Source organism: Psychrobacter sp. S1-30-MNA-CIBAN-0213 (assembly GCF_040309845.1).
In the GTDB taxonomy this organism is placed as follows: domain Bacteria; phylum Pseudomonadota; class Gammaproteobacteria; order Pseudomonadales; family Moraxellaceae; genus Psychrobacter.
In genome coordinates this window covers 417,013-442,501 of record NZ_JBEOPE010000001.1, presented here as the reverse complement: position 1 = coordinate 442,501, position 25,489 = coordinate 417,013, and the positions used below count along the sequence as shown (strand labels likewise).

The following is a 25,489-nucleotide window of genomic DNA, read 5'->3' as shown; positions in this document are numbered from 1 at the left end:
TAGTTTGTTTGTACCAACTTAATCTACTCTTTCTCATATGACTATCCTAGATTATTTTATTTATCTAGGACAGCCCCATAAGATATTTTTCTAAATTTAACTTGAGTATTAGATATACTTATATTCACCAATATGAATATTTCGTAGAGCTTGTCATTTAAAGCTTAAACTCATAAAAGTAAATGAATCATCAACTAACGTGTATTTAAGTCATCCTATTGACCATATTAACAACTTGAAAAAACTTCGCTACAACCATACAATAGGGTGTTTTTTATTCAATCTTAGGCGAAATTGGTATATGAAGAAGATATTGTTTGTGACAGGTACTAGAGCAGATTTCGGTAAGATAAAAAGCTTGATGGATAAAATTGAAAGTATGGAAGGTTTTGAGTTGCATGTTCTAGTAACAGGTATGCACATGATGAAGCTATATGGTTCAACTTTCAATGAAGTAAAGAAACAGAACTATAAAAACAGTTATCTTATCTCAAATCAACACATTGATGAGCCTATGTGTTCTATATTGTCTAATACTATCAGTATTATATCACGGTTAGTGAACTCTATAGAGCCTGACATGATTGTTGTACATGGAGATCGCATAGAGGCATTAGCTGGAGCTACAGTAGGAGCACTGAATCATATTCGAGTATGTCATATAGAAGGTGGCGAATTGTCAGGAACTATTGATGACTCTATAAGACACTCAATTACTAAACTTTCTCATATTCATATGGTTGCTAATGGTGAAGCTAAGCAAAGATTGATACAAATGGGAGAGAATAAGAACGCTATCTTTATTATAGGCTCTCCTGACTTAGATATTATGGATTCTGAGAGATTGCCTAGTTTAGACGCAGCCAAAAGTCATTATGAGATTGAATTCGAAAACTACGGTATCGTAATGTTTCATCCTGTGACCAGTGAAGAAAAAGATATCAAACAGTATGCTGAGAATTTATTTAGAATTCTTGATAGCTCAAATAGAAATTATATAGTCATTTATCCGAATAATGATCCTGGTAGTTTGAAGCTATTAGATGTTATCGAAAGCTATGAAAACAATCCAAGTTTTAGAATATTTCCTTCTATAAATTTTGAGTTCTTCTTGGTTCTACTAAAGAATTCAGAGTTTATTATAGGCAATTCAAGTGCTGGGGTAAGAGAAGCCCCTTTCTATGGTTTACCAAGTATAAATATAGGTACCCGCCAAAACTCTCGCTTTAGAGGGCCTTCAGTATTGGATTGTGGTTATTCAGAAAAAGATATTAGGCAATCTCTTATGAAGATTGACACACTTGATGTTGAGAAATCTACTTGGTTTGGTAAGGGAAATAGTACTGAGCTATTTGAGTCTCATATCGATAGTAAAAGGATGTGGGATATTCCTGTTCAAAAAGTTTTTGTGGATTTATGAATCTAGGGTTAAGTATATATGACATATGTAGCGGTTATACCAGCTCGCGGTGGTTCAAAGGGTATAAAAGATAAAAATTTACAGTTAGTCGATGGTGCTTCTCTATTAGCCAGAGCTATAAAGTCGGCTAAATCTATACCTAGCATTAGTAGGGTAATCGTATCTACAGATTCCAAAAATTTAATGGAAGAAGCCTTACTACATGATGCTGAAATTCATGAAAGACGAGAACTTACATCATCAGACAGTGCAAAAACTATTGAAGTTTTGAAAGATATATATTGTGAGATGCAGCTTTCTAATGAAATATGTATTCTTTTACAGCCTACTAGTCCATTACGTGAAGTTGAAAATATAGAGGCTTGTATAGATGAATATGAAAGCAATATCTCTGTAAATTCTGTGGTATCGGTGACTGAATGTGAACATCACCCTTACAAAGTTGTCGTTCAAGATGTTGATGGTCAAATGGTTCCCATAAGGGATATTTCAGATTTAGAGGCTCCAAGACAGTTATTACCGAAAGCATTACGTATCAATGGAGCTGTTTATATCGTTTCTTTCAAAAACTTGATTAAAAATGAATCCTTTTTCTGCCAACCTGTAAGATTTGTTGCAATGGATGAAGAGGAGTCTATTGATATTGATAGTCATGCAGATTTAGATAGAGCCAACTTAATTATTAAAGGTAGAACATTATGAAACCAAGCTTTAAAATCGGAAATCGCGATATCGGCTATGATTTTGAACCGTTAGTTATTGCGGAAATTGGAATTAATCACGAAGGCTCTTTAGACGTTGCTAAAGAAATGGTAGACGCAGCTCATAGAGCTGGTGCAGAGATGGTAAAACATCAAACACACGTAGTAGAAGATGAAATGTCTGAAGAAGCGAAGTCTGTAATTCCAGGTAATGCAGATGTGTCTATCTATGAAATTATGGAAAGATGTGCGCTGAATGAGGAAGATGAGACTGCTCTTAAAGAGTACATTGAGTCTAAAGGAATGCTATTTATTAGCACTCCTTTTTCAAGAGAAGCAGCCTACCGTCTCGAACGTATGGGTGTAGAAGCTTATAAAATAGGGTCGGGTGAATGTAACAACTATCCACTTATCAAACTTGTTGCCTCATTTGGTAAGCCTATTATCTTATCCACTGGTATGAATAGTATTGAAAGTATTCGAAAGTCTGTCGAAATATTGGAATCTGCAAAAGTACCATACTCACTTTTACATTGCACGAACGTATATCCGACTCCATACGAATTGGTACGTTTAGGTGCATTGACCGAATTGGAAGAGGCGTTCCCTAATGCTGTGATTGGGCTGTCTGACCACTGTGTAGATAATTATGCATGCTTAGGCGCAGTAGCATTAGGAGCTAGCGTACTAGAGCGTCATTTCACGGATAGTTTCGATCGCGCGGGTCCAGATATCAATTGTTCTATGGACTCTGATGGGATGGCCGAGCTTATTAAAGGTAGCAAGGCTATTGCAAAAGCTCGTGGCGGTTCTAAGGGTGCAGTTGCTGAAGAAAAATCAACAATTGATTTTGCTTTCGCTTCTGTAGTCGCTTATAAGGATATCGAGGAAGGTGAAACCTTTACCGAAGAGAATTTATGGGTACGTCGTCCTGGAACTGGAGACTTCTTAGTTGACCAATATGAATCATTAATTGGTAAAACTGCTCAAACTAATATTGGTAAAGGTGAGCAGCTCAAAAAAAATCAAGTGAGCTAGACATTGAAAATTGCTTTTCTATTTAAAAGAGACTCTCATTTTAAGGCTGTCAAATCGACAGCCTTGAGAGTATGTGTACAATATAACTGTGAGCCTGTCTTTATAGGAATAGATTCAGATTATTCACCTAGTAATGAATCTTATTCTATAACTTACATAGATAAATATGATTTAAGCTGTTTATCTGAATATGATTATGTAATAGCTTGCCTAGGAGGATATTTACTAAATCAAGTAGTCTCCGCATTGAAAGATACTGATACTAAAGTAATATCAATCTTTCCAGGTATAGTTAGCCACTATCAGCTTGATGCTTTTATAAGTCGATTAAATGCAGATCAAGTTTGGTTGAACTCCAAGGCTGATTTGGATCTATATAGTAGAATATGTAAGTTGATGAATGTTAAAAATAATGGTTTATTATATGGCATGTCTTGGATTGATTCAAAACTGGTTTCAAAAGGAAATTTGAATAGTTATTCGGGACCTAAAAAAGCTATTTTTTTTGAGCAAACTGCTGTAACACCAGATTTAAATAGTAAACGTAACTTAAAAAGCGCACTAATAGAAACTTTTGAAAGAAATAGAGATGTTTTTTTTAAATATAAGATTAGGAAAAACACCAGTGATACTTATTTTACAGATTTACGCTTATCAGTCAGTAAGTTTGAGAATGTTGATGTTATAGATTCACTAACAGACAAAGATATCAAAGAAGCTACATATTTCTTTAGCGTCTCTTCGTCAGCTATAGTAGAAGGCCTTATACTTAACAAAATTTGTTATATCCTTGATAGTAAGTTCTTAGACTTAGATTCTAAAGAATTTTTTAATTGTAGTGGTTTGAAATTAACAGGAAATATAACTGATAAAAAATCTAATAACGTCAATAAAAAATGGTTATTTTACAGAGTAAAAAAGCCTTTGCATGAAGTAGACCTGTTAAATATTAAGAAAGTTGCTTTTCCACTATATTTAAAGAAGAGAAACGTTTATAAAATAAGATTTTTTGTTACAAAGCTGAGTTTAAAAAAACCTATTTTATTAAAAATTTTATTTAGAAAAAGCCGATTAATTACTATTCAGAAAGCTTTAGAGTATTTAGGATATGCAAATGATAAATGATAATTATTTGATTGAAAAGATTGATAGTTTTTTTGATGATCATTTATATGATAAAATCATATCAACGTATGAATCAACTTATGCTATTATAAATAGTAATCATACAAATGATTTTTATTATAAGTTGATGGTTTCTCACTTCAGAGTTAAAAAATTTAGAAAGGTTGTAGAGATATCCAAAATCATAAATGAGTCGTATTTAAATAATAGTTATCTCTTATGTGAGATAGTTGGTGAATCTAACTATCAATTTAATCAGCTTCAAGAATCTTTTAAATACTTTGAAAAAGCGATCTTACTAAATCCTAATTTAAAATCTGCGCGACATAGATATATAGTATTAAAGTTTCGTAATGGACTAAATTTAACAAAAAAAGATCTAGATAAAGGTTTAACTATAGCATTAAAAAATAAGAAAGAAATTTTCCTTAGAGATTTATCATATTTGTATTACACGCTAAGATATTTTGAAAAGGCAAATTATTGTTTAGAAAAAATAGTCGAGTTTGGTTACAAACTTAACTATATTGATCAATTGACTTTTTCATTAAGAGGTTCAGGTGGTAATACTAAAAATATAGAATCTTTTTCTAACAAAGAAGAAAAGGATGAGTTATTTCAATTTAAACACATACTTAAAAGAAACAAAAAAATAGTAGTTACAATGTCTCCTAATAATAAGTATATGTTTCAAAGTTATAAATTTGATGAGAAATTCGATTTATTACATGTATTAGATAAAACTGCATCTTATTATATTTTCTTGTACAAAGATTTAAGTAAACTGATAAGCGAAATGGTAGAAAAATACGAATATGAAGAAGTTGTATTAATAGGTTCTTCTAAAGGTGGAACAGGCTGTTTATTAGTATATACGGAGTTGAAAAGTTTTTTATCAATACCCATTAATTGTATCACTTTTTCGCCACAAATCCATATTTATCCATTCAATGAAAATTTGAACATTCCAAGCTATCAGCGATTTATAAGTTCATGTGAAATAAATCCCATAGCTAATCATATTTTATCTAATACTCCCAAAATAAGTGATATAAAAAAAAGACCTCTTGATAAGGTTAAAATTATATATGGTTCTGGCTTTAAAATGGATAAAATAGAGGCGCAACATATAGTGAGTAACCAAGATATAGATTTAATAGAGCTTGATTACAATGGTCATACCACTTCCATTCCTTACACTATACCTGCCGGTAAAACGTATAGCGATCTGAAAAAAGCATATGCTAATTTGAAGTCTTTACAAGATGAAGATTTCCAAGCTTTAGGTGGTGGAGAAACTATAGATATTATTGATCAAATTTGGAAACTATACAATGACCCTGAAATTAGTCTTAACAACATTCTCTAAAACCATTAAGTTTGAGGTTCATAATGCAATTGGATTTAACTAGGTCAAAAACTACAAGAACAGTAAAGGATTTAATTTCGACATGTAACTATCAGAATCTATTTGTTATATCAAACTTAGGACAGTTGAAGCATATAACAGGTATAATTAAGAATAAAAATATAACCAATTGTTTTTTATTGGTTGTTTACACAGAGTCTAATTTCACTGTACCCCAAGCTATACATGACAATTTTGATAGTTATATTTTTGATCATGTATTATTTTTTAAATTACCTAAAAACCCGAATGGTACAAATCTCAAAAATATTAAAGCTATGGAGTTAGGATATAGAACAGTTATAAATACTGTTAATCCAGAAAACCTTTATTTGAATAGTTTCCAGTTCCACTACTCAATATTAGCCAATGTCGCAAAAAAATCGGGACTTAAGGTGATTTTGATTGAAGAGGGGTTGGGTACATACCGCTTAGGGCTTGAAAACCACGATAATAACTCTCAATTATTGAACTTCGATCTTATAAAGAGAGTATCAAAAGATACAATAAGTAAAACAGAGTTTTTTAAGAGATTATATAAAAAATATAAGATGACTAAAGAACTTACTGTTGAGTCAAAAAGGTTTGTAAAAAAATTATATTTAAGTTCAGAAGTACAAGATAAGCTTATAAATTTCTATCCTAATTCAAATCTAAAGAACTTCCATAAACCTTTCTTAAACTTTGACGAGTCATACACGAGTTTTCCTAATCTGACAAAAAGAAAATTTAATATTAAGAAAAATAACTATTATTTTTCTTTTGATGAATCTACCGTAGATGAAAGAGAATATGCTTTATCTATTATAGATAAGTATAACATAACATCAAATGATTACCTTTATTTGAGCCAAAAGTTTAATATTGACAGGAATGAATATTTAGCTATAGTAAAAGAATCAATTCTTAATTTATTGAGAGAAACTGATTCAAATATTTTTATCAAATTACATCCAAAGCAAGAACATGAACTGGTTTTGGAAGGTTTTCTAAAAATGGAGAAAGAAACTGGAGGAAGAATTGAGGTTATAAAAGAATCAGGGTTTTTGATAGAAGAAGTTATTAGGTTGTCTAAAATTAAAGGGGTAATAGGTATTACCTCATCTGCCCTTGTTTATACATCGCTTTTATCTTCACAATGTAAATCTTACTCTATTTCAGATACTTTAGTTGACAAGTTAATCAAACATGAAAGAAACTCTAAAGGCATCAGCATGATCAAACAACATACTGAAATATTAAGACAATTTGATAATATAGATTTTATATAATTATACTAAGCTTTAACAGTAATATTTTTACAATTAGATCTCTTTATCAAAATTTTATATAAAAATACATTATATATATTAGCATTTGAATATCTAGACATACTTTGTAATAAAAAGGTCGCCCTAATACGGTGACCTTTTTGCCTCTTAATAACGCCTCAAACCCACCTAACGATGTAATTGTATAGACATGATCAATTGTCTCTAAAGCATCGACCAAATGAATAGACTGGGTGAGGATAAGACAATCTAGCTCAATGAGCGCATGGACGATAGACGGATCATCAAGTGTCATTGGATGTGGTTTCACAATAATCTGTGCATCAGGGTTTTCTGCAACAGCTTGATTGACCACATCAAGCAGCGTAATACCGATACCGCCACCATATTTTAATGAATCATCATGAGGTACCTGTCCTAATACCAACACTCGCTTCTTATTCTTAACCCCATATATTGGTGCGACATCCACATAGGGCTGATGATTGTATTTGCTCACACGTTTTGATACGTAATAATCGAGCATCTCCTGTGCCAACACTTCATCATAACCGTCCTGCTCAAAGTCAAAATTAACGATTAAATCTGTCAAATCGTTCGAGCGAGTGGTATCGAAGTAGGGCGCTTGGCTGTCCATGACGATAGATAATGGCGGAGTGCTGCTATCATCGTCAGGGCCTGAACGGATAAAGCCATCTTCTAAAAAAAACACATCTAAATCTTGTTCACGTATATAGTCAATAAAATATTCAGGTGCTTTATAACCCCAGATGTAAATAACGGGATTGACGCGCTTGATAAAGGGCTTTAACCATAGCTCAAAGTAACGTTTATTAAAATGTCGCTGGATTTGAATATGCGCTTGCTCCAATACCCAGTCCCCAACGATATCTTGCCAAGGTAGCATACCGACTACTAACGCTAGACGCTGCTTTGGCTGGCGATAGTGCTTATAATAGCCTAATAACAGTGGCTGGATATAAGAATTGAATTTCATAGTATGGTTAGCGCCCTAGTGGATGAAATATCTTATCTTTAAGAGACTAGATTAATTGTGTTGGTAATATAGTGCGATTCTCAGTATAGTTGCCTTTATTATTATAATAAATGTATGTTTTAAAAACGTCTCGGCTGATTTTATGAAAAACAAGATATTAGTAACTGGCGGTGCAGGCTATATTGGCTCTCACACTTGTATTGCGCTGCATGAAGCAGGCTATGATATTGTAGTATATGACAATCTATCTAACAGTAGTCGTGAAGCTATCAACCGTGTCTCTACTCTTATTGGTCAGTCGATTGAGTTTATCAAAGGCGATACGCGAGATGCCGAGATGCTCAAACAAATCTTTGTAGCGCATCAGTTCTTTGCTGTGATTCATTTTGCAGGGCTAAAAGCAGTAGGTGAATCTGTCGCTAAGCCCTTGTTATATTATAATAATAACGTCAGTGGCAGCATTACTTTACTAGAAGTCATGGCAGAGTATAATGTCAAGAATCTAATTTTTTCGTCCTCTGCGACTGTCTATGGCGATCCTGAAACCTTACCTATCGATGAGAACTCAAAGCGCTCTTGTACCAATCCTTATGGGCAAAGCAAACTTGCTGTCGAGCACATCTTAGAAGACTTATCAGTATCAGACAAGAGCTGGAATCTGATTTCTTTAAGATACTTTAACCCAGTAGGATCTCACCCATCAGGACAGATCGGTGAAGACCCTAACGATATTCCGAATAACTTAATGCCATATATCTCGCAAGTAGCGGTAGGCAAGCTTGAAAAGCTCAGTATTTTCGGTAATGACTATCCTACTGTAGATGGTACTGGTGTACGTGACTTTATCCATGTCACTGATTTGGCGCAAGGTCATGTCGCAGCGCTGAATTATTTACAGCAACAAGCCAGCTCTAAAAGTAGCTCGGACACAACCAGTTCAGTAGGATTTTTGCCTATTAACTTAGGGACTGGTAAAGGCACCTCTGTCTTAGATTTAGTTGCAGCTTTTACCAAAGTTTCTAAACAGCCTATTCCTTATCAATTTGCTGCCCGCCGTGCAGGGGATATTGCCAGTTGCTATGCCAGTGCTGATAAAGCAAAAGCGCTACTGGGCTGGCAAGCTAAACTGTCAATTAATGAGATGTGTCAGGATACTTGGCGTTGGCAAAGCATGAATCCGAGTGGTTATGATGAAGCCTAAGCTTTATTGAGCTATCGTCATCTACGGATGATTGCTTACTGTTTTAACTTATCGATTTAACTTTAAACTCACTTTTCTTATTAATATAGCCAAACATATATGAAAAATATCACCCACGCCGTTATTCCCGTCGCAGGCTTTGGCACTCGTATGCTGCCACTATCTAAATCAGTGCCGAAAGAGCTATTGCCTTTAGGTAATCGCCCCGCCATTCATTATGTCGTTGCAGAAGCGATCGCTGCCGGTATCAAGCATATTGTACTGGTCGGCCATGCACAAAAAAGCGCGATTGAAAACTACTTCGATATCAATGCCGAGCTCGATAATCAGCTTAGAGCGAAAGGTAAAGATCAGCTCGCAGATAGTCTCAACTGGCTACCAGAGGATGTGACGGTATCGATGATCCGTCAGGGCAAGCCGTTAGGGTTGGGTCATGCGGTATTGGCAGCACGTCCCATTATTGGTGATCATGATTTTGCCGTATTATTGCCCGATGTCGTACTTGATCCATTTACCACTGATATGTCTGCTGATAATTTAGCCTTTATGATTGATGCCTTTACTAAGGATAGTCATTCACAAATATTGGTAGATAAGGTCGCTGATGAAGATGTACATAAATACGGTATTGCTCAATTACATGAAGCATTTAGCGAAGTGAGCGATATCGATGATAAAACAGATACTAATGCCAGTTTTAAAGTCGCTGGCTTTGTAGAAAAACCCAGCTTAGCAGAAGCACCGTCAAAGTTAGCAGTAGTTGGTCGCTATGTGTTTAGCAATCAAATCTTTGACTATTTGGCTAATACCAAAGCCTCTGTCGGCGGTGAGATTCAGCTGACCGATGCCATTGATGCCTTGATTAGCGAATACGGGGTCAATGTGACGACTATGCGCGGCGATAGCTATGATGCAGGCGATATGCGCTCATATATGCAGGCGTTTATCTATTTCGCCCAGCAACAATTAGCAGAAGATGAATAGCCGATGGGTAATAACACTAATGAATAGTATCAAGGACGATAGCGTATATAACAACGCTCGCAGCTCTAAATATTGGCAGCAGTTGCAAACGTTAGCGGATCAGCCATGGCCACTTACGACATTGTTCGCGCAAGATGATGAGCGTGCGACGCGCTTTAGTACGCAAGCTGGTGCACTATACATGGACTACAGTAAGCAGTGTGTCGATGAGACGGTATTATCTAATTTGTTAAGTCTGGCTGATAGCTGTGATTTATCGGCTCGTATTAAAGCACTCTTACAAGGGGCGATGGTCAATACCAGCGAAGAGCGTGCGGCTTTGCATACGGCGCTACGACTGCCAGAGACCGCAGCGCTACAAGTTGGTGAGCAAAATGTGGTCGCCGATGTGCATCGTAGTCTGGCGCAGGTAGCCAGATTATCCGAGCGTGTCCGTAGTGGCACATGGCGCGGATTTTCAGGTAAGGCTATCACCGATGTCGTCAATATCGGCGTTGGTGGCTCTGACCTTGGACCACTGATGGCGACGACCGCGCTTGATGAGTGGGCAGATACCGATATTGAAGTGCACTTCGTCTCGAATATGGATGGTACCCAACTTGATAATTTGCTTAAGCATTTAAATCCTGAAACCACCTTATTTATTATCTCCTCCAAATCCTTTGGTACCATTGATACCTTATCCAATGCTAAGACAGCATTATCGTGGCTGCTTGCTACCGCCAAGCTGCGTGCTGGTACGAAAGACAGTGTGTTACGTCGCCACTTTATTGGCATATCGGCTAATGGTGAAAAAATGAGCGCGTGGGGTATTCATCCTGAGCATCAGCTGCAGCTTTGGGAATGGGTCGGTGGTCGTTTTTCTTTATGGTCAGCGATTGGACTGGCGATTGCTATTCGTATTGGTATGGCGGGGTTTAAAGCGTTATTGGCTGGTGCTCATAGTATGGATGAGCACTTTGCGCAGGCTGATTTTGCCGAGAATTTACCAGTATTATTAGGCTTACTGGCCGTTTGGAACAGTACCTTTTTACAGGTGAATGCCCATACGGTACTGCCTTATGATGGCCGTCTCAGCTATTTGCCAAGCTATTTAACTCAGCTTGAGATGGAGAGTAATGGTAAGTCGGTCACCCAGCACGGTGATCATATTGACTATGATACCTGTCCGATTCTGTGGGGCGAGATTGGCTCCAACGCGCAACATGCTTTTTATCAGTTGCTACATCAAGGGACGCAACAGGTCTCTTGCGACTTTATCGCTTGCGTGCGTCGTTATAGTGATAAGGTAGACAATGCCTCTTTGCAACAGCAGCATGAGCTGTCATTAGCGAATTGTTTGGCGCAAAGTCGGGTGCTGGCCTTCGGTAATGCCGCTGTTGCAGGTGCTGACGCGCAGACTGTTTCTGAGGCGGATAAATATAAATACTATCGTGGCAATCAGCCTTCAACGACACTCCTTATCGACGAGCTTACCCCGCATAGCTTAGGGGCGTTGGTTGCGCTCTATGAGCACAAGGTCTATGTCATGGCCAGTATTTGGGATATTAACCCGTTTGATCAGTGGGGCGTAGAGATGGGCAAACAAATGGCTGAGTCGGTGCATCATGCGATTCAGCAAGAGGATAGTAGTCAATTTGATACCTCTACCGATCAGCTCTTACAGCATATTAGACAGCTGTCTTAGCGGTTGTCATTTTTAAAGCTATCATCTTAAAGTTTATAACTTTGCCCGAATCTCAATTTAGTAGACTTTCTTGTAGGCTGTGGCTTTAGCCCTGAGAAACATTAAAAAATTGCACTGCAATTTTAGTTTCGCAAGAGAAATTATTTAAATAAAATTTCTGTAAGATATTTTGGAAAATATAACGCATTGCTTCGCTAAAGCCACAGCCTACGCCAACATGTTTAGAGTCAGGTAGTTTTTGTAATTATAATCTAAATGTTTTGCCATAAAAAAAGGATATAAGATGCCTGTTAATCTAAGCCATGCCGATAATACTAACAATAAATTAAAAGTCTGCGTCATCGTTGGTCATGGTATCGAAGCCATTACCAGTGCCGTGGTGCTGGCAAGCTTAGGTCAGACTGTACACTTATATGCAGACGTAGAGATGCTAGAGCAGCAGTTGCAGCAATATAGCTTTGAGCGTCATTTGCAGGCGCTATGGCAGATGTATGATCAGCAAGAGCAGATTATCAGTCGAGCGTTACCAAGCAGTGCTGATAAGCTGTTGCAAACCTATGAAGCAACAGGTGAAGCATCTAATCATAATGATGATAGCGACCGCGAACAAAGCTCAGAAGTGGCGCTTTATTGGTTATTTTTGGACAGTATAAAGTCAGTATGGCTGGAGGAGAGCTGGATTACCGCTTTTAATCACAGCCATCAGCAGACGTTGCCTGTGATTATAAGTGGCATTGAGCAATTAGGGCATATCTCAGCACTTGCCCAACGCTTGCAACGTGCATGGGTATACTACATACCGTTTGTATTCTTACAAGATGGTGATGCTTATAGCTCGATGTTGAATCCTTCTTTGTGGCTACTTGGTGAAAAGACTGCGAATAGCAGCAGTCAGCATTTAAGTGCGCTGCAACCTTTGATGAAACAAGCTCGTGCTCGTCATTGTGCGGATATCGCTATGATAGAGTTTGCCCGTAGCAGTATTATGAGTATGCTGGCGACGCGGGTTAGCTTTATGAATGAGATGTCGCGTCTTGCCGATAGTCATGATATTGATATTCAGCAAGTCAGTCACATCATGGGTCTGGATGATCGTGTTGGTAGTAGTTACTTGCAAGCGGGCTGGGGCTTTGGTGGTAATACCCTGCCTACTGAACTCTTGCAATTACAGCAGTCGGGGCAGGCGAGCCGCGTGGATATGCCACTGCTACAGTCAGTTATACATATTAATGAAGATCAAAAAGAGCTGATATTCCGTAAATTCTGGCAATATTTTGATGGCTTTATTGATAACAAGACCGTGATGATTTGGGGTGGTAGTTATAAATCAGGGTCAGGGCGTACCGTAGGATCTGCTATCCATCCATTATTAGCGCTACTGTGGTCTTATAATATTCAGACGCTGGTCTATAGTGACAAAGCGCAGACTGAATTAGAGACGCTATATGGTCAACAGCCTTTATTAGAATTGGTTAACGATCCTTATGCGCCATTGGTTGATACACAAGCGCTATTTATCATGAGCTGGCCTTTAAATAGTGACTTGGATGTGAACCAAATTAATAAGACAGCGCAACCTATTTTTGATGCGCAAAACGCATTAACCTGCACGCAAGTTGAGCGTTTGGTAGGTGGTTATATGGGTATTGGTCGTGCTAAATAACCTGCTTTATTAAACAGTTTTATTAAACAACAAAAAGCGCCTGTTAATATCTATGTTAACAGGCGCTTATTTTTATAAGTTCACATTTTTCCGCAAAAAGCCCTTAAGCTAAAACAGCACCTTGTGCTGCAAGCCACTCTTTTATTTCTCGTATCTTATCGGCTAATAACTTTTCATCACCACGAGTTTCGATATTCAGCCTGATCAGCGGCTCGGTATTCGATGCACGCAAATTAAAACGCCACTCCCCAAAGTCAAGACTTAAGCCATCAAGCATCGATTTGCTTGGGTTCTCGACGCTAAACTTATCCTCGATAGCGCTAATGATAGTTGGCGCATCATTTGAGGTGAGACGAAAGTTTAGCTCACCTGAGCTAGGATAAGCTTTGATATAGCCAGTGACCAACTCAGATAGAGTCTTACCAGTAATGGATAATAGCTCGATAGTTAATAGCCAAGGAATCATACCGCTATCACAATAGAAAAAGTCACGGAAGTAGTGATGAGCAGACATCTCGCCGCCATAGACTGCACCTGACTCGCGCATGACTTGCTTGATAAATGAGTGCCCAGACTTACTGATGACTGCCTTGCCATTATGTTGTTTGATGACTGCTTCGGTATTGTAAATTACTCGTGGATCATAGACGATTGATTCATTTGGATACTTATTTAAAAAGGCTTGCGCGAGCATGCCAACAACGTAGCTACCATCAATAAATTCGCCGCTTTCATCGAATAAGAAACAGCGGTCAAAATCTCCGTCAAAGGCAATGCCCAAATCGGCTTTGTTTGCCAGTACTGCTTGCTGGGTAGCCACTCTATTAGCTTCAATCATAGGATTGGGAATGCCGTTAGGGAAGCTACCGTCTGGCGTATGATGCAGTTTAATCACTTCAATCGGTGCGCCCGCTTGTGCCAGCTTGTCAATTAATAAATCAACGACTGGGCCTGCACTGCCGTTACCTGAGTTAATAATCAGTTTAAGCGGTTTTAATTTATCGGTATCTATAAAGCTGATGACGTGATTAACATAAGCGCTTTTATCGTCTAATAACTGTAATTTTCCTAGAGTATTAGTAGCGGTAAACTGTCCTGATTCTGCCAATACTTGAATCTCTGCTAAGCCATCATCGGCGCTAATGGGTTTTGAATGCTCTTTTACCAATTTTAGACCATTATAATTAATAGGATTATGACTGGCAGTGACTTCGATACCGCCTAACGCCTGATAGTGACTGGTGGCAAAATACACCTCTTCGGTACCGCTCATGCCTAAATCAATGACATCAACACCCGCGTCAATAATACCTTTAAGGGTCGCCTGTTTTAATTGCTCACTTGAATGACGAATATCACTACCGATAACGATGGCAGGTTTTAAGTTTTTTAGTTCAGTTGAGCTATTAGCGGCGCTATAACGCTGATATAAAATCTGCGCAAAGGCACGCCCTATACGGTAAGCGATATCTTCATCAAGGCTTACTCCAAGCTCTCCGCGAATATCATAAGCTTTAAATGAGCTAATCGTAATAGGATGAAATTCAGTTGCTGGCTGGTAGCTAGTGGTAGCAGAAGTAGACATAATGACAAGATTCCTTGCGCTAAAGCAGTGGTAAAATAACGAAGTAGATAGCACAATTATAGGCTATTAAGCGTTCAATGCTACACTAACTATTAAATGGATAATGTAGACGCATGTAGTAAGATTTAGGCGTGTAAATAGTTTTTTCTCAAATTTATTATAAATTCTAGTCGATCCACTATAAAGTAAATACAGTGCTACTGAGATAAGTTTTTCGTAGCCTCTGTCTGCGTAGGCACAGCAAGCAAGGAAAATTTATCTCAGTAGCACGTAGCAATGAACATATCGTTTTTATTTCGTACTGACTGTAACGACAAAATCGTTGTTAAGTTAAGGCAATTATATTCAATAACAACTAAAAGTATAAGAGCAACTTTTATGAGTACTGTAGAAAATAAAATATTGGCACCCGAACCTGTACAAGGCACTCCAGAAGCGAGTGGGCAACTTGATGACCTGTTGGCACTGATGGCAAGATTGCGCGTTGACTGTCCGTGGGATAAAAAACAAAGCAATCATAGCCTCATTCCGTATGCAATTGAAGAAGCCTATGAGCTGGGTGAAGCGGTACAAAGCGACGATGACGAAGATATCAAAGGTGAACTTGGTGATGTGCTGTTGCAAGTCGTTTTTCATTGTCAGATGTACGCTGAACAAGGGCGTTTCGATATGAGCGATGTCATTACCACTTTGCAAGAGAAGCTGATTCGCCGTCATCCGCACGTATTTGAGGCTGAAACCCTGAAAGATGAAATGGCAGTTAAGGAACGCTGGGATGAAATCAAAGCAGAGGAGCAGCAAGTACGCGAGGCACGTGGTAAACCAAAGCGGCGTTTAGATAAAACCAAAGCGGGTAGTGCTTTGATGCAAGCGCAGGATGTACAAAAGCAGGCATCAAAATTAGGCTTTGATTGGGAAGGCGTAACAGGAGCGTTTGAAAAACTCGAGGAAGAAATTAGTGAATTAAAGGTTGAGCTGACAGAGAAGTCCAACACTGCTGCTAAATATGACATAAGCAAAGCCAATATTAATGATATTGAAAAAGAGCTGGGCGATTGTATGTTTGCGCTGGTCAACGTCGCGCGCAAATTGAACCTTGACGCTGAGACAGCGACCCTTACTTGTGTGCATAAATTTAAGTCACGTTTTGGTTATATTGAAGAACAATTAGCTGCTGCTGGCAAGCGTGTCGAGGACAGCGATATAACAGAGATGGATGCACTATGGGAAGCGGCGAAACGACATGAAAGATCGTCATGAGCGCTCATTATAAAGCCTCGTTCATCAACTTAATAACGAACGCTGCGTTCGGCTTCGCTTTGCTTATTATGATGCCAAGTAGTGGGAATGCGGCGCCTTGTTTTGATAATCCGCAAAGTGCGTATGAGTACCTTTTGGCACAAGAGAATGCCAAAACCGAAGCGCGCGATCAATCTACCATCAATATCAATCGCGCCAGCGAAGGTGAGCTGATTTCACTAAACGGTATTGGTAGTAGTAAAGCCCAAGCGATTATTTTATATCGTGACATGTTTGGCGATTTTAAAACGGTTGATGAGTTAGCAAAGGTCAAAGGTATCGGCGCAAAAACGATTGAGAAAAATCGAAGTCGTTTAAGTGTGCAACATTAATGGCATTATTTTGCTTTAATTAATCCCAATATTGACAAAATTGCACGTAACTAAATGTCATAACGCACCTACTGCGCGCAAAATTTGTTAAACTAGTCAATACATCCGCCTGATAAACGCTGTGTTGGTCAGGGGTGGTTAAAGAATACCGGCGAGGAGTAGATGCATGGCCGAGCGTGCCGCCAAGCAGTTAGAACTGAATAAATCTGAATTACCCAATTCCATTACTGAAGTGATTGCCACATTAACCCGAGCTGGGTTTGATGCCTATATCGTTGGTGGTGGTGTGCGCGATACCTTATTGGGTCTGCGCCCAAAAGACTTTGACGCTGTGACTGATGCCAAGCCGCATGAAATCAAAGACGTCTTTGGCAAGCGCTGCCGCATTATCGGTCGCCGCTTTCAATTGGCACATGTGTATTCAGGACGAGAGCTAATTGAAGTCGCTACTTTTCGTGGCCCGCCAACGAGTGATGCTAATACCAATCAAGACGGTATGATCTTGCGTGATAATGTTTGGGGCGATATCAAACAAGACTTTTCACGTCGGGATTTCTCTATCAATGCGCTTTATTATCAGCCACTTAAAGGTGTGGTTCATGATTTTTGCGGTGCACTTGAAGATATTGATAATAAGATCATCCGCCTATTAGGTCATGCACCAGTTCGTATCGAAGAAGATCCGGTAAGATTATTGCGCGCGTTACGTTTCAAAGCCAAATTAGGTTTTGAGTTTGATGAAGAGTTGTCTCAGCAGTTCCACGATGATAATTGGGCATTGCTTGAGCAAATATCACCGCATCGTCTTTATGATGAAACGCAAAAGATGTTTACTGGCGGCTATCTAGTGCCACTGTTGCCATTATTGTTTGAGTCGGGTGCGATTGATAGCTTAATCATTTATCCACCTTCTGAGCCAAGTGCCTTAGTGAAACAGGTTGCTATCAATACCGATAAACGTATTGCCGCAGGTAAAAGCATCAACCCAGCGTTTTTCTATGCAGCTCTGTTATGGGAAAATTACCTGCATCAGTTAGAAAAAGCCAAAAAGCGCAATATGCCCTTTGCTGAAGCGCAAATGCATGCGGCTAGCAAAGTCGTTGACCGTCAGCGTATCAAGACTGCTATCCCTAAATTCGCGGAGCAATTTATCCGTGATATCTGGATATTACAGCCCAAACTTGCCGCCCCACGTAGCAAGCAAATCGTTCAGCTTTCTGAGCACCCGCGCTTTCGTGCAGGGTTTGACTTTTTATTATTACGTGAGCAGTGCGGTGATGCTGAGCATCCATTGTCAGAATCGACCAATGGCATGGGCGACTGGTGGCAGACTTATCAGACATTGTCTGAGCAAGACCAAGAGAAAGCTATTGATGAATTTGACGAAAATATTCGTCGCGGTGCTTATAAAAAAGGGCAACGCGCGCGTGGACGCAATCGTCAAAAGCCTGAGTCATATACAGCGGATGAATCGATGTCTAATCAAAAAAACACTCAGCAAAATAAAGCCAATGGCAGTAATGAAAAGCATGTTACCGAAAAGCATAGCACTGAGCAGGCAGTGGTGAACGATTCATCAAACATTCCATCACGCCGTCGCCGCGCTGCAAGCCAGTCAACAGCTGCCAAGCAATCTGATAGCAGTAAAACCAAGGGTTACAACACGCAACAGGTAAAGCAGGACAGTAATGAGCTTGCTCAGCTACAGCAGTTGTCTCTTGCCAGTAGCAGCGACCAAGCGTCGAACAAACGCCAAAACGCTAAGCCTGCGCCATTGTTTGTAATCGAGCACGAAAAAGTCGTGCCGCCATTACAAAAGCAGCTATCAGGTGCTGATAAGCCTAAGCATAGCCAAAAGCCTGTGCAGAACAAGGCAGCCACTAAGCATGCAACGGCTGAGAAAGAGCAAAATAGTCAGGATACAAAATCTGATACTAAAGTTGATCGTTCAAGTGGTGCTCAACAATCTAAGGCAAAGCAGTCAGATTTCAAGCAGTCAGAAGATAAACCTTCTTCTGCTAATACATATCCTGCTCGTTTGGTGGCAAGATCACCGGCGCTAGTCAGCATGAATAACGAGCCGATACCGCATAAGCGTCGCCGCCGTGAGCCTACTGTAGACGTTACCAACAGTGCAAGCAGTACAAGCAACGTTGAGAAGCAGGTGGCTGGCAACAATGACCAAACTGCTGCGAAGTATGCGAAAAAAGCGCCTAAGGCAATAGCCCAGCGTAACGGCAAAGCCGAGAAAACGGTAGAACGTGCAGAAGCTACGACAGGAACCAAGACGTCAGGGAACAAGGCAGAAACTAATAAAGCGACTACACCTGCGAAAGCTAGAAAACCAGCTAGACCGACAGAAGTAAAGTCTGCTAAAACCAGTCAAGCTGCTAAAGACAAGGTTGATTCTAGTAAAGTGATTGATAATAAAGCAAGTACCAATAAGGTGAGTGACAATAAAGGACCTGTACCATCGAAACGCCGTCGTCGTCAGCCTAGTACCGATAATGTCTAATATTAATAACTATACGGGCAATGCTCATTGGGTAACTTGCTATGTAGGCTTGGGTAGCAATCTGGCTAATGAGTTAGGTTCACCTGCAGAGCATTTGCAGCAAGCACTTGCAGTGATGCGAGAGCATGAGCAAATACATGACGTTCGTGTTTCTTCATTTTACGCCTCAGCGCCTATGGGGCCGCAAGATCAGCCAGACTTTATCAATGCGGTCACTGGTTTTGAGACGACGTTGTCACCTTTTGAGTTGCTCGCATTTTGCCAGCAACTAGAAGCGCAAGCTAAGCGTGCGCGTATACGACATTGGGGTGAGCGCAGTCTTGACGTCGATATCTTGTTGTATGGTCAAGTACAGATGACAGAGCCACAACTGACGATACCGCACGCTGGACTATTTGAGCGTAATTTCGTTTTAATACCGCTACGAGAGTTAGCGCCAGAAGTAACCATTGCTGGCAGATCGATAGATGATTATCCACAAAGTAAAGATTGGACAGGCTTAAAGCTATTATCAGTTTATTAATAAATTGATTTACGAAATCCTTTATAAATCATAGTTAAGTATATCGCTAAGTACCTAGTTAGAGACAGTTAATTGAAGATACAGATGGTTCATTGATAATTAAAAGCATTGAGGGTCATATGACAACGTTATCTACTTTAAATAAGTTTAAAAAAGAAGGCACTAAGTTTACTTGCCTGACGTGCTATGACGCCATGTTTGCGCGAATGATGGATAAGGCGCAGATCGATGCCATTTTAATTGGTGACAGCCTAGGCATGGTTGTACAAGGTCATAATTCAACCTTGCCTGTAACGGTCAATGACATGGCTTATCATACGGCTAATATTGCCCGTAGTAATGAGCATGCATTAATTCTAGCTGACTTGCCCTTTATGAGTTATGTGACTCTGCCAGAAGCGATTGACAATAGCCGCAAGCTGATGCAAGCAGGCGCACATGTCATAAAAATCGAGGGCGGTCGTGAACTATGTGAATTGGTGACGACTTTGGCGCAAGCAGGGACACCAACGTGTGTGCATCTAGGCTTAACCCCGCAGTCAGTCAACGTTTTTGGCGGCTATAAAATTCAAGGTCGCGGTGACGAGGCGGCTGAAAAGTTACTTGCTGATGCCAAAGCAGTGGTTGCCGCTGGTGCTGCTCTATTAGTACTGGAATGCGTGCCTGCCAAGCTTGCTAAAAGGGTGACAGAAGCCGTTACTGTACCGGTCATTGGTATCGGTGCTGGCGCAGATACCGATGGACAAGTCCTAGTCATGCATGACATGCTCGGTATGGTACATGGTCGTGTCCCGCGCTTTGTCCATGACTTTTTGACCGATGAGCGTAACAGTACGCGCAGTATCGAAGGGGCGTTTGCCCTTTATCAGCAGTCGGTACGCGATGGCAGTTTTCCAACTGAACAGCACCAATTTGATTAGTTTTTCTTGATATAAGAATGACCCAGTAAAATTGGTGAGGTTGTGCTCCACGCACCGTTCAATAGCCGTAAAAACCATATACAATCCAATAACAATATAAGAAGACCTTTTGATGCCTAATATCCATCATCATATTGCTGCGTTACAAGACACGCTAAAACCACTCCGCAGTGAGCAGCGTATTGCCTTAGTACCTACAATGGGCAATCTGCATGATGGTCATCTTGAGTTGGTAAGAATCGCTAAGCAGCATGCCGATATCGTTGTCGTTAGTATCTTTGTCAATCCTACTCAGTTTGGAGTGGGAGAGGACTTCGATAGCTACCCTCGTACCTTAGATGAGGATGTCGCTAAACTAGCGACGGTTGGGGCAGATTATGTTTTTGCACCCAGTATTGACGAGATGTACCCAGTATTGCCGCCACCAACTGCCGTCCTCGCTGGTGAAATCACCACTCAATTATGTGGTCGATCGCGTCCTGGGCACTTTGACGGTGTTGGTATTGTGGTCTCGAAATTGTTTAACATTGTGCAACCTGATGTGGCTGTATTTGGCCAAAAAGATTACCAGCAATTAGCGATTATTAAACAGTTAGTACGCGATCTGAGTTATCCGATTGAAATAATAGGGGCGCCTATTGTCCGTGCTGCTGATGGCTTAGCTCTATCATCGCGCAATCAGTACTTAAGTGTCACTGAGCGACAAATAGCACCTGCACTACATCAAGAGCTGCAATATTTGGCAAAGCAGTTGTTAAATATTGAACACAGTCAGCAAGCGTTTGCAGCGTTATTAGCAGAAACACGTGAGCGTATTACTGATGCTGGTTTTACTATTGATTATTTAGAAGTAAAAACTGACCAACTAGACTCTGTCCCTAATAATGCTGCAATCTTCAATGCAGAAAATCAAGACTTGGTTATTTTAGTCGCGGCTTGGTTGGGACGTGCGCGTTTATTGGATAATCAACTTGTTACCTTCAAATAGCAATTTTAATAATTGATTAATGAAGAGTCGTTATAATAAAAACATAAACCCTTTAGCATGCTCGTAGATAAGCTAAGTAGTAAGATAGATATTATGCATCAGTGATTTAATAAACTAGGATGGTGGATCATGGAAGCAGCAGACCCGAATCAAGGAAATAAAGTAGCGACAGAGCAGTCAGCAACGAAGGAAGCTAAAGGCAGTGGTGTCAGTATCCTAGTAATTTCTGGGCGCTCAGGGTCGGGTAAGACTTCAGTATTAAATATTTTAGAGGACTTGGGTTATTATTCTATTGATAATTTACCACTCTCCTTGATACCGAACGCAGTTGATAAATTAGTGGGTGAAAGTGGTATTCGCCGTATTGCCCTTGGCGTTGATATTCGTACCCCACGCGCAGATTTGAGCAACTTTGCCTCTATCTATAAGACGCTTAGACAGACCTATGGTAAGCAGACAATTAAAGTTATCTATGTGACGGCGCAAGATACTATCTTGGTTGCACGTTTTAACGCTACTCGCCGCGTCCATCCGTTAATGGCTCAAGAAACTGAAAGCTCTACTTATCCTACGTACAATTTGCCAGCTGCTATCAAAAAAGAAGAAGAGTTACTAGAACCTATTGCCAGTTATGCTGATATAAAAATTGATACTAGCAAGTTGAACATTCACCAGTTAAAAGATCGTTTACGCGATCATATTGGTGTGGACAATAAGATTGTGATTAATCTACTGTCTTTTGGTTTTAAATATGGCAGTCCTATCGATGCCGACTTTGTATTCGATGTTAGGATTCTACCAAACCCACATTGGAACCCTGAGTTACGTACCGCGACGGGTCTTGATGCAAAGGTTGGTGAATTCTTTGCTGACTATCCAGAAGTGGCTGAGATGACCAACGATATCGCTAAATTTTTGGATCGTTGGTTGCCAGACTTTTTGCACAATAATCGTCATACAGTGACGGTGGCAATTGGTTGTACTGGTGGTAAACATCGCTCAGTTTTTATTACTGACAAGTTGCAAAGTTATCTTGCTAAGAGCTTGCCTAAAGGCCTAACAGTGGTGGCCAAGCACCGTGAAAAAAGCCGTTGGTAGCGCTGTTGGTAGTTAGTAGATAAGCAATATTGATAACGTATTACTGAAGATCTATGCTGATGCAAATGGTTGTCAGCACCCCCTAATTTTTACTTATTATTTTGGAAAGCTTGTATGATTGACTGGTCAGAACATGACATGCGCGTATCGCGCACTGAACTTAAAAAATCTCATGAGCGCTTACAAGAGTTATCGATACCGCTTGCCGGTTTATCGAAAAAGCAGCTCAAAAACCTACCTGCCAGTGACTATTTTATGGCAGAACTGATGGCGCTTGCTGATATCACCAGCGCTAATGCTCGCAATCGCCAAACTAAGCGGGTTGGTAAACTAATCAGTGAAGAAAACCGCCATGAGTTGGTAAAAGCGTTGTTTGATGCTTTTTTTCCAAAAGAGCAGGTTGCTAAAATTGAAAGCTGGCGAGGCAGGCTTAATATCAATGACGAGGGTACGCTAAAGCAATTTGTAAAGCAGTATAAAGCCTCAGAACGCAACAGCTTATATCAGCTATTACTTTGGATTGAGTATGCTAAGCATACAAACGATGATGAGCTGATGATGGAGTCTGAAGAAGACTTGGCCAGTTATATTCGAGAAGTCGCAATTTTGACTCAGATAAAGTATTAAAGATATTTTATACCTATGCTATGAACAGCTGTTTTATAAAATGGCTGTCAAATGTCAAAATGAGTACAATAAAAAAGCTAATCATTGACGATTGGCTTTTTTATTGAAAACTTATACAGTGTCAGTTATTTTTTCTCGGCGCGAACTTTATCGACTAAATAATCAACGACTTTAGGAACGTTAGCACCTTCACCTGTTACGACATATTTGCCTTGTACTACCACTGCTGGTACACCAGAGAGTTGATAGCGCTTAGCACCAGCTTGTGAGCGACCAATTTTGGTACCTACGGCAAAAGAGTTATATAAGCTGTTAAACTTCTTCTGATCAACGCCCTTTGTAGCATACCATTTACTTAGTGATGCTTGGTCAAATAACTGTTTGCCATCTTTGTGAATAGCATCAAACAAGGCGTCATGGGTTTTATTTTCATAACCTAACAGCTGAGCGGCATAAAAACCGCGCGCGCTGGCTTCCCAAACTGGGTTGAGCGCTGCTGGTGTTTTAAAGAAAGCCACGTCTTTATCTTTGGTCTTAGCCCATTTTTCCATATGCGGGTTAAGGATGTTACAGTGCGGACAGCCGTACCAAAAGAACTCACGTACAATAATAGCATCACCGCTGATATTCTCTGGATTATCCAGCACGCGGTAGTCCTTTCCTGCAACATAATCGGCGGCTTGTGCGCCCATATTGGCAAGTCCAATGGCAACAGCCAGACCAGTCAGTGTGATGATACGTTTCATACTTCTTCCTTTGGGGATAAATGTTTGAAGTTTTAATGACGATATTTAATGATAATAAATAGTAAAGCGCAAGCCGCTTATAATAACGTAAAATGGCGCTGCTTGTGAACCAGATTCTTAACTAACCGTTGTAAAGCTGTTAGACATTATTTACGCCACCTTGCCCATGGCCAAGACAATCGATTATTTGTAGCCTATCAGTTGGTAATTTAAAGGCACTTATACAATCTATCCACTATAAAATAAATACAGCGCTACTGAGATAAATTTTGCGCAGCCTTTGTCTGCGTAGGCACAGCAAGCAAGGAAAAATTATCTCAATAGCACATTATAATTCTTGGATTTCTTTTATTTAGGACTGACTATAGCTTGTTATCAGTTAACAATACCACTCATAATCGGTCACGATGTCCTTACGACAAAGCGATGACTCTCATGCTAACATTAAGTCCATGTCAGCGCATAATAGATATAGATAATGACAATAAAGGAAAAATGCTATGAGCTCAGCTATACCTTCTTCATCTACTAACACTCATTCCGATACTATTGCAGATACTACTATCGTAAAAACTAACGATGCAAATATGAACACAGCCACAAACGTCGATCCAAGTGAAGTTGATAAGTTTAATAAGCTTGCCAGCGAATGGTGGGATAATACGGGTGCGTTTGCAACCTTGCACCATATCAATCCACTACGCCTTAATTGGATAGAAGAAAACGTTAAACGTGGCTATCAAGGTGGTGATGCTAACAAAACGGCTGAGATGGGTCTGACTGGTAAAAGGATATTAGATGTTGGTTGTGGTGGCGGCATATTAGCCGAATCGATGGCGCGTCGTGGTGCTGATGTCACTGGTATTGATTTAGGTACTGAAAACTTAAAAGCCGCCAGCTTACATGCAGAGCAGAGTAATCTAAATGACTCTTTACGCTATCAGCATATACCGGTCGAAAAATTAGCAGAAACTCATGCCGGTCAGTTCGATGTGGTGACTTGCATGGAAATGCTCGAACATGTGCCGGATCCAAGCTCTATCGTACAAGCTTGTTTCGATTTGCTTGCCCCAGGCGGAGTCTGTGTGCTCTCTACTATCAATCGTAGCCCAAAATCTTACTTGTTTGCGATTGTCGGAGCGGAGTATGTATTGCGTCTATTAGATCGTGGTACGCATGATTATGCAAAATTTATTACCCCAGCTGAGCTTGATAAAATGGCATTAAACTCAGGCTTTAGCCGCCAAGATATTATCGGCCTGCATTATAACCCGTTGACCAAACGCTACTGGCTGGCACAGAATGTCGATGTCAACTATATGCTAGCCGTCCAAAAACCACTGGTTTAATACAATTTTTAA

General features: G+C 39.8%; 22 protein-coding genes. 19 read left to right on the top strand and 3 right to left on the bottom strand.

Annotated elements, in window-relative coordinates; genetic code table 11:
* Positions 1-301 precede the first annotated feature (301 nt).
* The 6 genes from neuC to AAEY87_RS01825 are packed head-to-tail and all read left to right on the top strand — an operon-like array spanning position 302 to position 6,963.
* Positions 302-1,420 carry a UDP-N-acetylglucosamine 2-epimerase gene (gene neuC / locus AAEY87_RS01850; RefSeq protein ID WP_350655698.1) on the top strand — a complete coding sequence of 373 codons (1,119 nt, stop codon included), beginning with the start codon at positions 302-304 and terminating at the stop codon, positions 1,418-1,420.
* 18 nt (positions 1,421-1,438) lie between these two features.
* Complete coding sequence (locus AAEY87_RS01845) at positions 1,439-2,122, top strand: acylneuraminate cytidylyltransferase family protein (protein WP_350655697.1); 684 nt, start codon at positions 1,439-1,441, stop codon at positions 2,120-2,122.
* Positions 2,119-3,159 carry an N-acetylneuraminate synthase family protein gene (locus tag AAEY87_RS01840; protein WP_350655696.1) on the top strand — a complete coding sequence of 347 codons (1,041 nt, stop codon included), beginning with the start codon at positions 2,119-2,121 and terminating at the stop codon, positions 3,157-3,159. The genes AAEY87_RS01845 and AAEY87_RS01840 overlap by 4 nt, the downstream gene beginning before the upstream one ends.
* 3 nt (positions 3,160-3,162) lie before the next feature.
* Entirely contained in the window at positions 3,163-4,284 is a 1,122-nt protein-coding gene (locus AAEY87_RS01835) for a DUF6716 putative glycosyltransferase (protein ID WP_350655695.1), read from the top strand.
* Positions 4,274-5,653: a hypothetical protein gene (locus AAEY87_RS01830; protein ID WP_350655694.1), complete on the top strand. Its 1,380-nt coding sequence runs from the start codon at positions 4,274-4,276 to the stop codon at positions 5,651-5,653. Before AAEY87_RS01835 ends, AAEY87_RS01830 begins: the two co-directional genes overlap by 11 nt.
* 23 nt (positions 5,654-5,676) lie before the next feature.
* The gene (locus AAEY87_RS01825) at positions 5,677-6,963 is read left to right on the top strand and encodes an alpha-2,8-polysialyltransferase family protein (RefSeq protein WP_350655693.1); all 1,287 of its coding nucleotides are present in this window, start codon (positions 5,677-5,679) and stop codon (positions 6,961-6,963) included.
* 46 nt (positions 6,964-7,009) lie between these two features.
* Here the strand turns inward: AAEY87_RS01825 and AAEY87_RS01820 are convergent, their stop codons facing one another.
* A complete protein-coding gene (locus tag AAEY87_RS01820; RefSeq protein WP_350655692.1) occupies positions 7,010-7,960 on the bottom strand; it encodes a capsular polysaccharide export protein, LipB/KpsS family in 951 nt (316 codons plus the stop codon).
* Positions 7,961-8,102: 142 nt separating this feature from the next.
* Between AAEY87_RS01820 and galE the strand changes: the two genes are divergently transcribed.
* From galE to AAEY87_RS01800, 4 genes are all read left to right on the top strand, one after another.
* Entirely contained in the window at positions 8,103-9,161 is a 1,059-nt protein-coding gene (gene galE / locus AAEY87_RS01815) for a UDP-glucose 4-epimerase GalE (RefSeq protein WP_350655690.1), read from the top strand.
* A 99-nt stretch (positions 9,162-9,260) separates the two neighbouring features.
* Positions 9,261-10,145: a UTP--glucose-1-phosphate uridylyltransferase gene (locus AAEY87_RS01810; RefSeq protein WP_350655689.1), complete on the top strand. Its 885-nt coding sequence runs from the start codon at positions 9,261-9,263 to the stop codon at positions 10,143-10,145.
* A 19-nt stretch (positions 10,146-10,164) separates the two neighbouring features.
* Complete coding sequence (pgi, locus tag AAEY87_RS01805) at positions 10,165-11,832, top strand: glucose-6-phosphate isomerase (RefSeq protein WP_350655687.1); 1,668 nt, start codon at positions 10,165-10,167, stop codon at positions 11,830-11,832.
* Positions 11,833-12,115: 283 nt separating this feature from the next.
* Positions 12,116-13,495 carry a UDP-glucose/GDP-mannose dehydrogenase family protein gene (locus tag AAEY87_RS01800; protein ID WP_350655686.1) on the top strand — a complete coding sequence of 460 codons (1,380 nt, stop codon included), beginning with the start codon at positions 12,116-12,118 and terminating at the stop codon, positions 13,493-13,495.
* 103 nt (positions 13,496-13,598) lie between these two features.
* On the opposite strand, the gene AAEY87_RS01795 is transcribed toward AAEY87_RS01800, so the two are convergent.
* Positions 13,599-15,080 carry a phosphohexomutase domain-containing protein gene (locus AAEY87_RS01795; RefSeq protein WP_350655685.1) on the bottom strand — a complete coding sequence of 494 codons (1,482 nt, stop codon included), beginning with the start codon at positions 15,078-15,080 and terminating at the stop codon, positions 13,599-13,601.
* A gap of 378 nt (positions 15,081-15,458) precedes the next feature.
* Between AAEY87_RS01795 and mazG the strand changes: the two genes are divergently transcribed.
* The 8 genes from mazG (at position 15,459) to yjgA (ending at position 23,382) form a co-directional block, all read left to right on the top strand.
* Complete coding sequence (gene mazG, locus AAEY87_RS01790; RefSeq protein ID WP_350655684.1) at positions 15,459-16,340, top strand: nucleoside triphosphate pyrophosphohydrolase; 882 nt, start codon at positions 15,459-15,461, stop codon at positions 16,338-16,340.
* Positions 16,337-16,711, top strand: a complete 375-nt coding sequence (locus AAEY87_RS01785; RefSeq protein ID WP_350655683.1) for a ComEA family DNA-binding protein — start codon at positions 16,337-16,339, stop codon at positions 16,709-16,711. Before mazG ends, AAEY87_RS01785 begins: the two co-directional genes overlap by 4 nt.
* Before the next feature lie 166 nt (positions 16,712-16,877).
* The gene (pcnB, locus tag AAEY87_RS01780; protein ID WP_350655682.1) at positions 16,878-19,226 is read left to right on the top strand and encodes a polynucleotide adenylyltransferase PcnB; all 2,349 of its coding nucleotides are present in this window, start codon (positions 16,878-16,880) and stop codon (positions 19,224-19,226) included.
* Positions 19,219-19,749 (top strand): 2-amino-4-hydroxy-6-hydroxymethyldihydropteridine diphosphokinase, encoded by a 531-nt coding sequence (folK, locus tag AAEY87_RS01775; protein ID WP_350655681.1) that lies wholly within the window; start codon positions 19,219-19,221, stop codon positions 19,747-19,749. The genes pcnB and folK overlap by 8 nt, the downstream gene beginning before the upstream one ends.
* Positions 19,750-19,868: 119 nt before the next feature.
* Positions 19,869-20,669, top strand: a complete 801-nt coding sequence (gene panB / locus AAEY87_RS01770; RefSeq protein WP_350655680.1) for a 3-methyl-2-oxobutanoate hydroxymethyltransferase — start codon at positions 19,869-19,871, stop codon at positions 20,667-20,669.
* A 112-nt stretch (positions 20,670-20,781) separates the two neighbouring features.
* Positions 20,782-21,657: a pantoate--beta-alanine ligase gene (gene panC / locus AAEY87_RS01765; RefSeq protein ID WP_350655679.1), complete on the top strand. Its 876-nt coding sequence runs from the start codon at positions 20,782-20,784 to the stop codon at positions 21,655-21,657.
* 129 nt (positions 21,658-21,786) lie between these two features.
* Positions 21,787-22,755, top strand: coding sequence for an RNase adapter RapZ (rapZ, locus tag AAEY87_RS01760; RefSeq protein WP_350655678.1), 969 nt, complete (start codon positions 21,787-21,789; stop codon positions 22,753-22,755).
* A 114-nt stretch (positions 22,756-22,869) separates the two neighbouring features.
* The gene (yjgA, locus tag AAEY87_RS01755) at positions 22,870-23,382 is read left to right on the top strand and encodes a ribosome biogenesis factor YjgA (RefSeq protein ID WP_068033809.1); all 513 of its coding nucleotides are present in this window, start codon (positions 22,870-22,872) and stop codon (positions 23,380-23,382) included.
* Positions 23,383-23,507: 125 nt separating this feature from the next.
* On the opposite strand, the gene AAEY87_RS01750 is transcribed toward yjgA, so the two are convergent.
* A complete protein-coding gene (locus AAEY87_RS01750; protein ID WP_350655677.1) occupies positions 23,508-24,128 on the bottom strand; it encodes a thiol:disulfide interchange protein DsbA/DsbL in 621 nt (206 codons plus the stop codon).
* A 587-nt stretch (positions 24,129-24,715) separates the two neighbouring features.
* Between AAEY87_RS01750 and ubiG the strand changes: the two genes are divergently transcribed.
* Positions 24,716-25,477, top strand: coding sequence for a bifunctional 2-polyprenyl-6-hydroxyphenol methylase/3-demethylubiquinol 3-O-methyltransferase UbiG (ubiG, locus tag AAEY87_RS01745; RefSeq protein WP_350655708.1), 762 nt, complete (start codon positions 24,716-24,718; stop codon positions 25,475-25,477).
* Positions 25,478-25,489 lie beyond the last annotated feature (12 nt).

Bases quoted from the DNA above. Each gene is read 5' to 3' on its own strand.
- neuC (WP_350655698.1), top strand. From the start codon at position 302: ATGAAGAAGATATTGTTTGTGACAGGTACTAGAGCAGATTTCGGTAAG.
- AAEY87_RS01845 (WP_350655697.1), top strand. From the start codon at position 1,439: ATGACATATGTAGCGGTTATACCAGCTCGCGGTGGTTCAAAGGGTATA.
- AAEY87_RS01840 (WP_350655696.1), top strand. From the start codon at position 2,119: ATGAAACCAAGCTTTAAAATCGGAAATCGCGATATCGGCTATGATTTT.
- AAEY87_RS01830 (WP_350655694.1), top strand. From the start codon at position 4,274: ATGATAAATGATAATTATTTGATTGAAAAGATTGATAGTTTTTTTGAT.
- AAEY87_RS01825 (WP_350655693.1), top strand. From the start codon at position 5,677: ATGCAATTGGATTTAACTAGGTCAAAAACTACAAGAACAGTAAAGGAT.
- AAEY87_RS01820 (WP_350655692.1), bottom strand. From the start codon at position 7,960: ATGAAATTCAATTCTTATATCCAGCCACTGTTATTAGGCTATTATAAG.
- galE (WP_350655690.1), top strand. From the start codon at position 8,103: ATGAAAAACAAGATATTAGTAACTGGCGGTGCAGGCTATATTGGCTCT.
- AAEY87_RS01810 (WP_350655689.1), top strand. From the start codon at position 9,261: ATGAAAAATATCACCCACGCCGTTATTCCCGTCGCAGGCTTTGGCACT.
- pgi (WP_350655687.1), top strand. From the start codon at position 10,165: ATGAATAGTATCAAGGACGATAGCGTATATAACAACGCTCGCAGCTCT.
- AAEY87_RS01800 (WP_350655686.1), top strand. From the start codon at position 12,116: ATGCCTGTTAATCTAAGCCATGCCGATAATACTAACAATAAATTAAAA.
- AAEY87_RS01795 (WP_350655685.1), bottom strand. From the start codon at position 15,080: ATGTCTACTTCTGCTACCACTAGCTACCAGCCAGCAACTGAATTTCAT.
- mazG (WP_350655684.1), top strand. From the start codon at position 15,459: ATGAGTACTGTAGAAAATAAAATATTGGCACCCGAACCTGTACAAGGC.
- AAEY87_RS01785 (WP_350655683.1), top strand. From the start codon at position 16,337: ATGAGCGCTCATTATAAAGCCTCGTTCATCAACTTAATAACGAACGCT.
- pcnB (WP_350655682.1), top strand. From the start codon at position 16,878: ATGGCCGAGCGTGCCGCCAAGCAGTTAGAACTGAATAAATCTGAATTA.
- folK (WP_350655681.1), top strand. From the start codon at position 19,219: ATGTCTAATATTAATAACTATACGGGCAATGCTCATTGGGTAACTTGC.
- panB (WP_350655680.1), top strand. From the start codon at position 19,869: ATGACAACGTTATCTACTTTAAATAAGTTTAAAAAAGAAGGCACTAAG.
- panC (WP_350655679.1), top strand. From the start codon at position 20,782: ATGCCTAATATCCATCATCATATTGCTGCGTTACAAGACACGCTAAAA.
- rapZ (WP_350655678.1), top strand. From the start codon at position 21,787: ATGGAAGCAGCAGACCCGAATCAAGGAAATAAAGTAGCGACAGAGCAG.
- yjgA (WP_068033809.1), top strand. From the start codon at position 22,870: ATGATTGACTGGTCAGAACATGACATGCGCGTATCGCGCACTGAACTT.
- AAEY87_RS01750 (WP_350655677.1), bottom strand. From the start codon at position 24,128: ATGAAACGTATCATCACACTGACTGGTCTGGCTGTTGCCATTGGACTT.
- ubiG (WP_350655708.1), top strand. From the start codon at position 24,716: ATGAACACAGCCACAAACGTCGATCCAAGTGAAGTTGATAAGTTTAAT.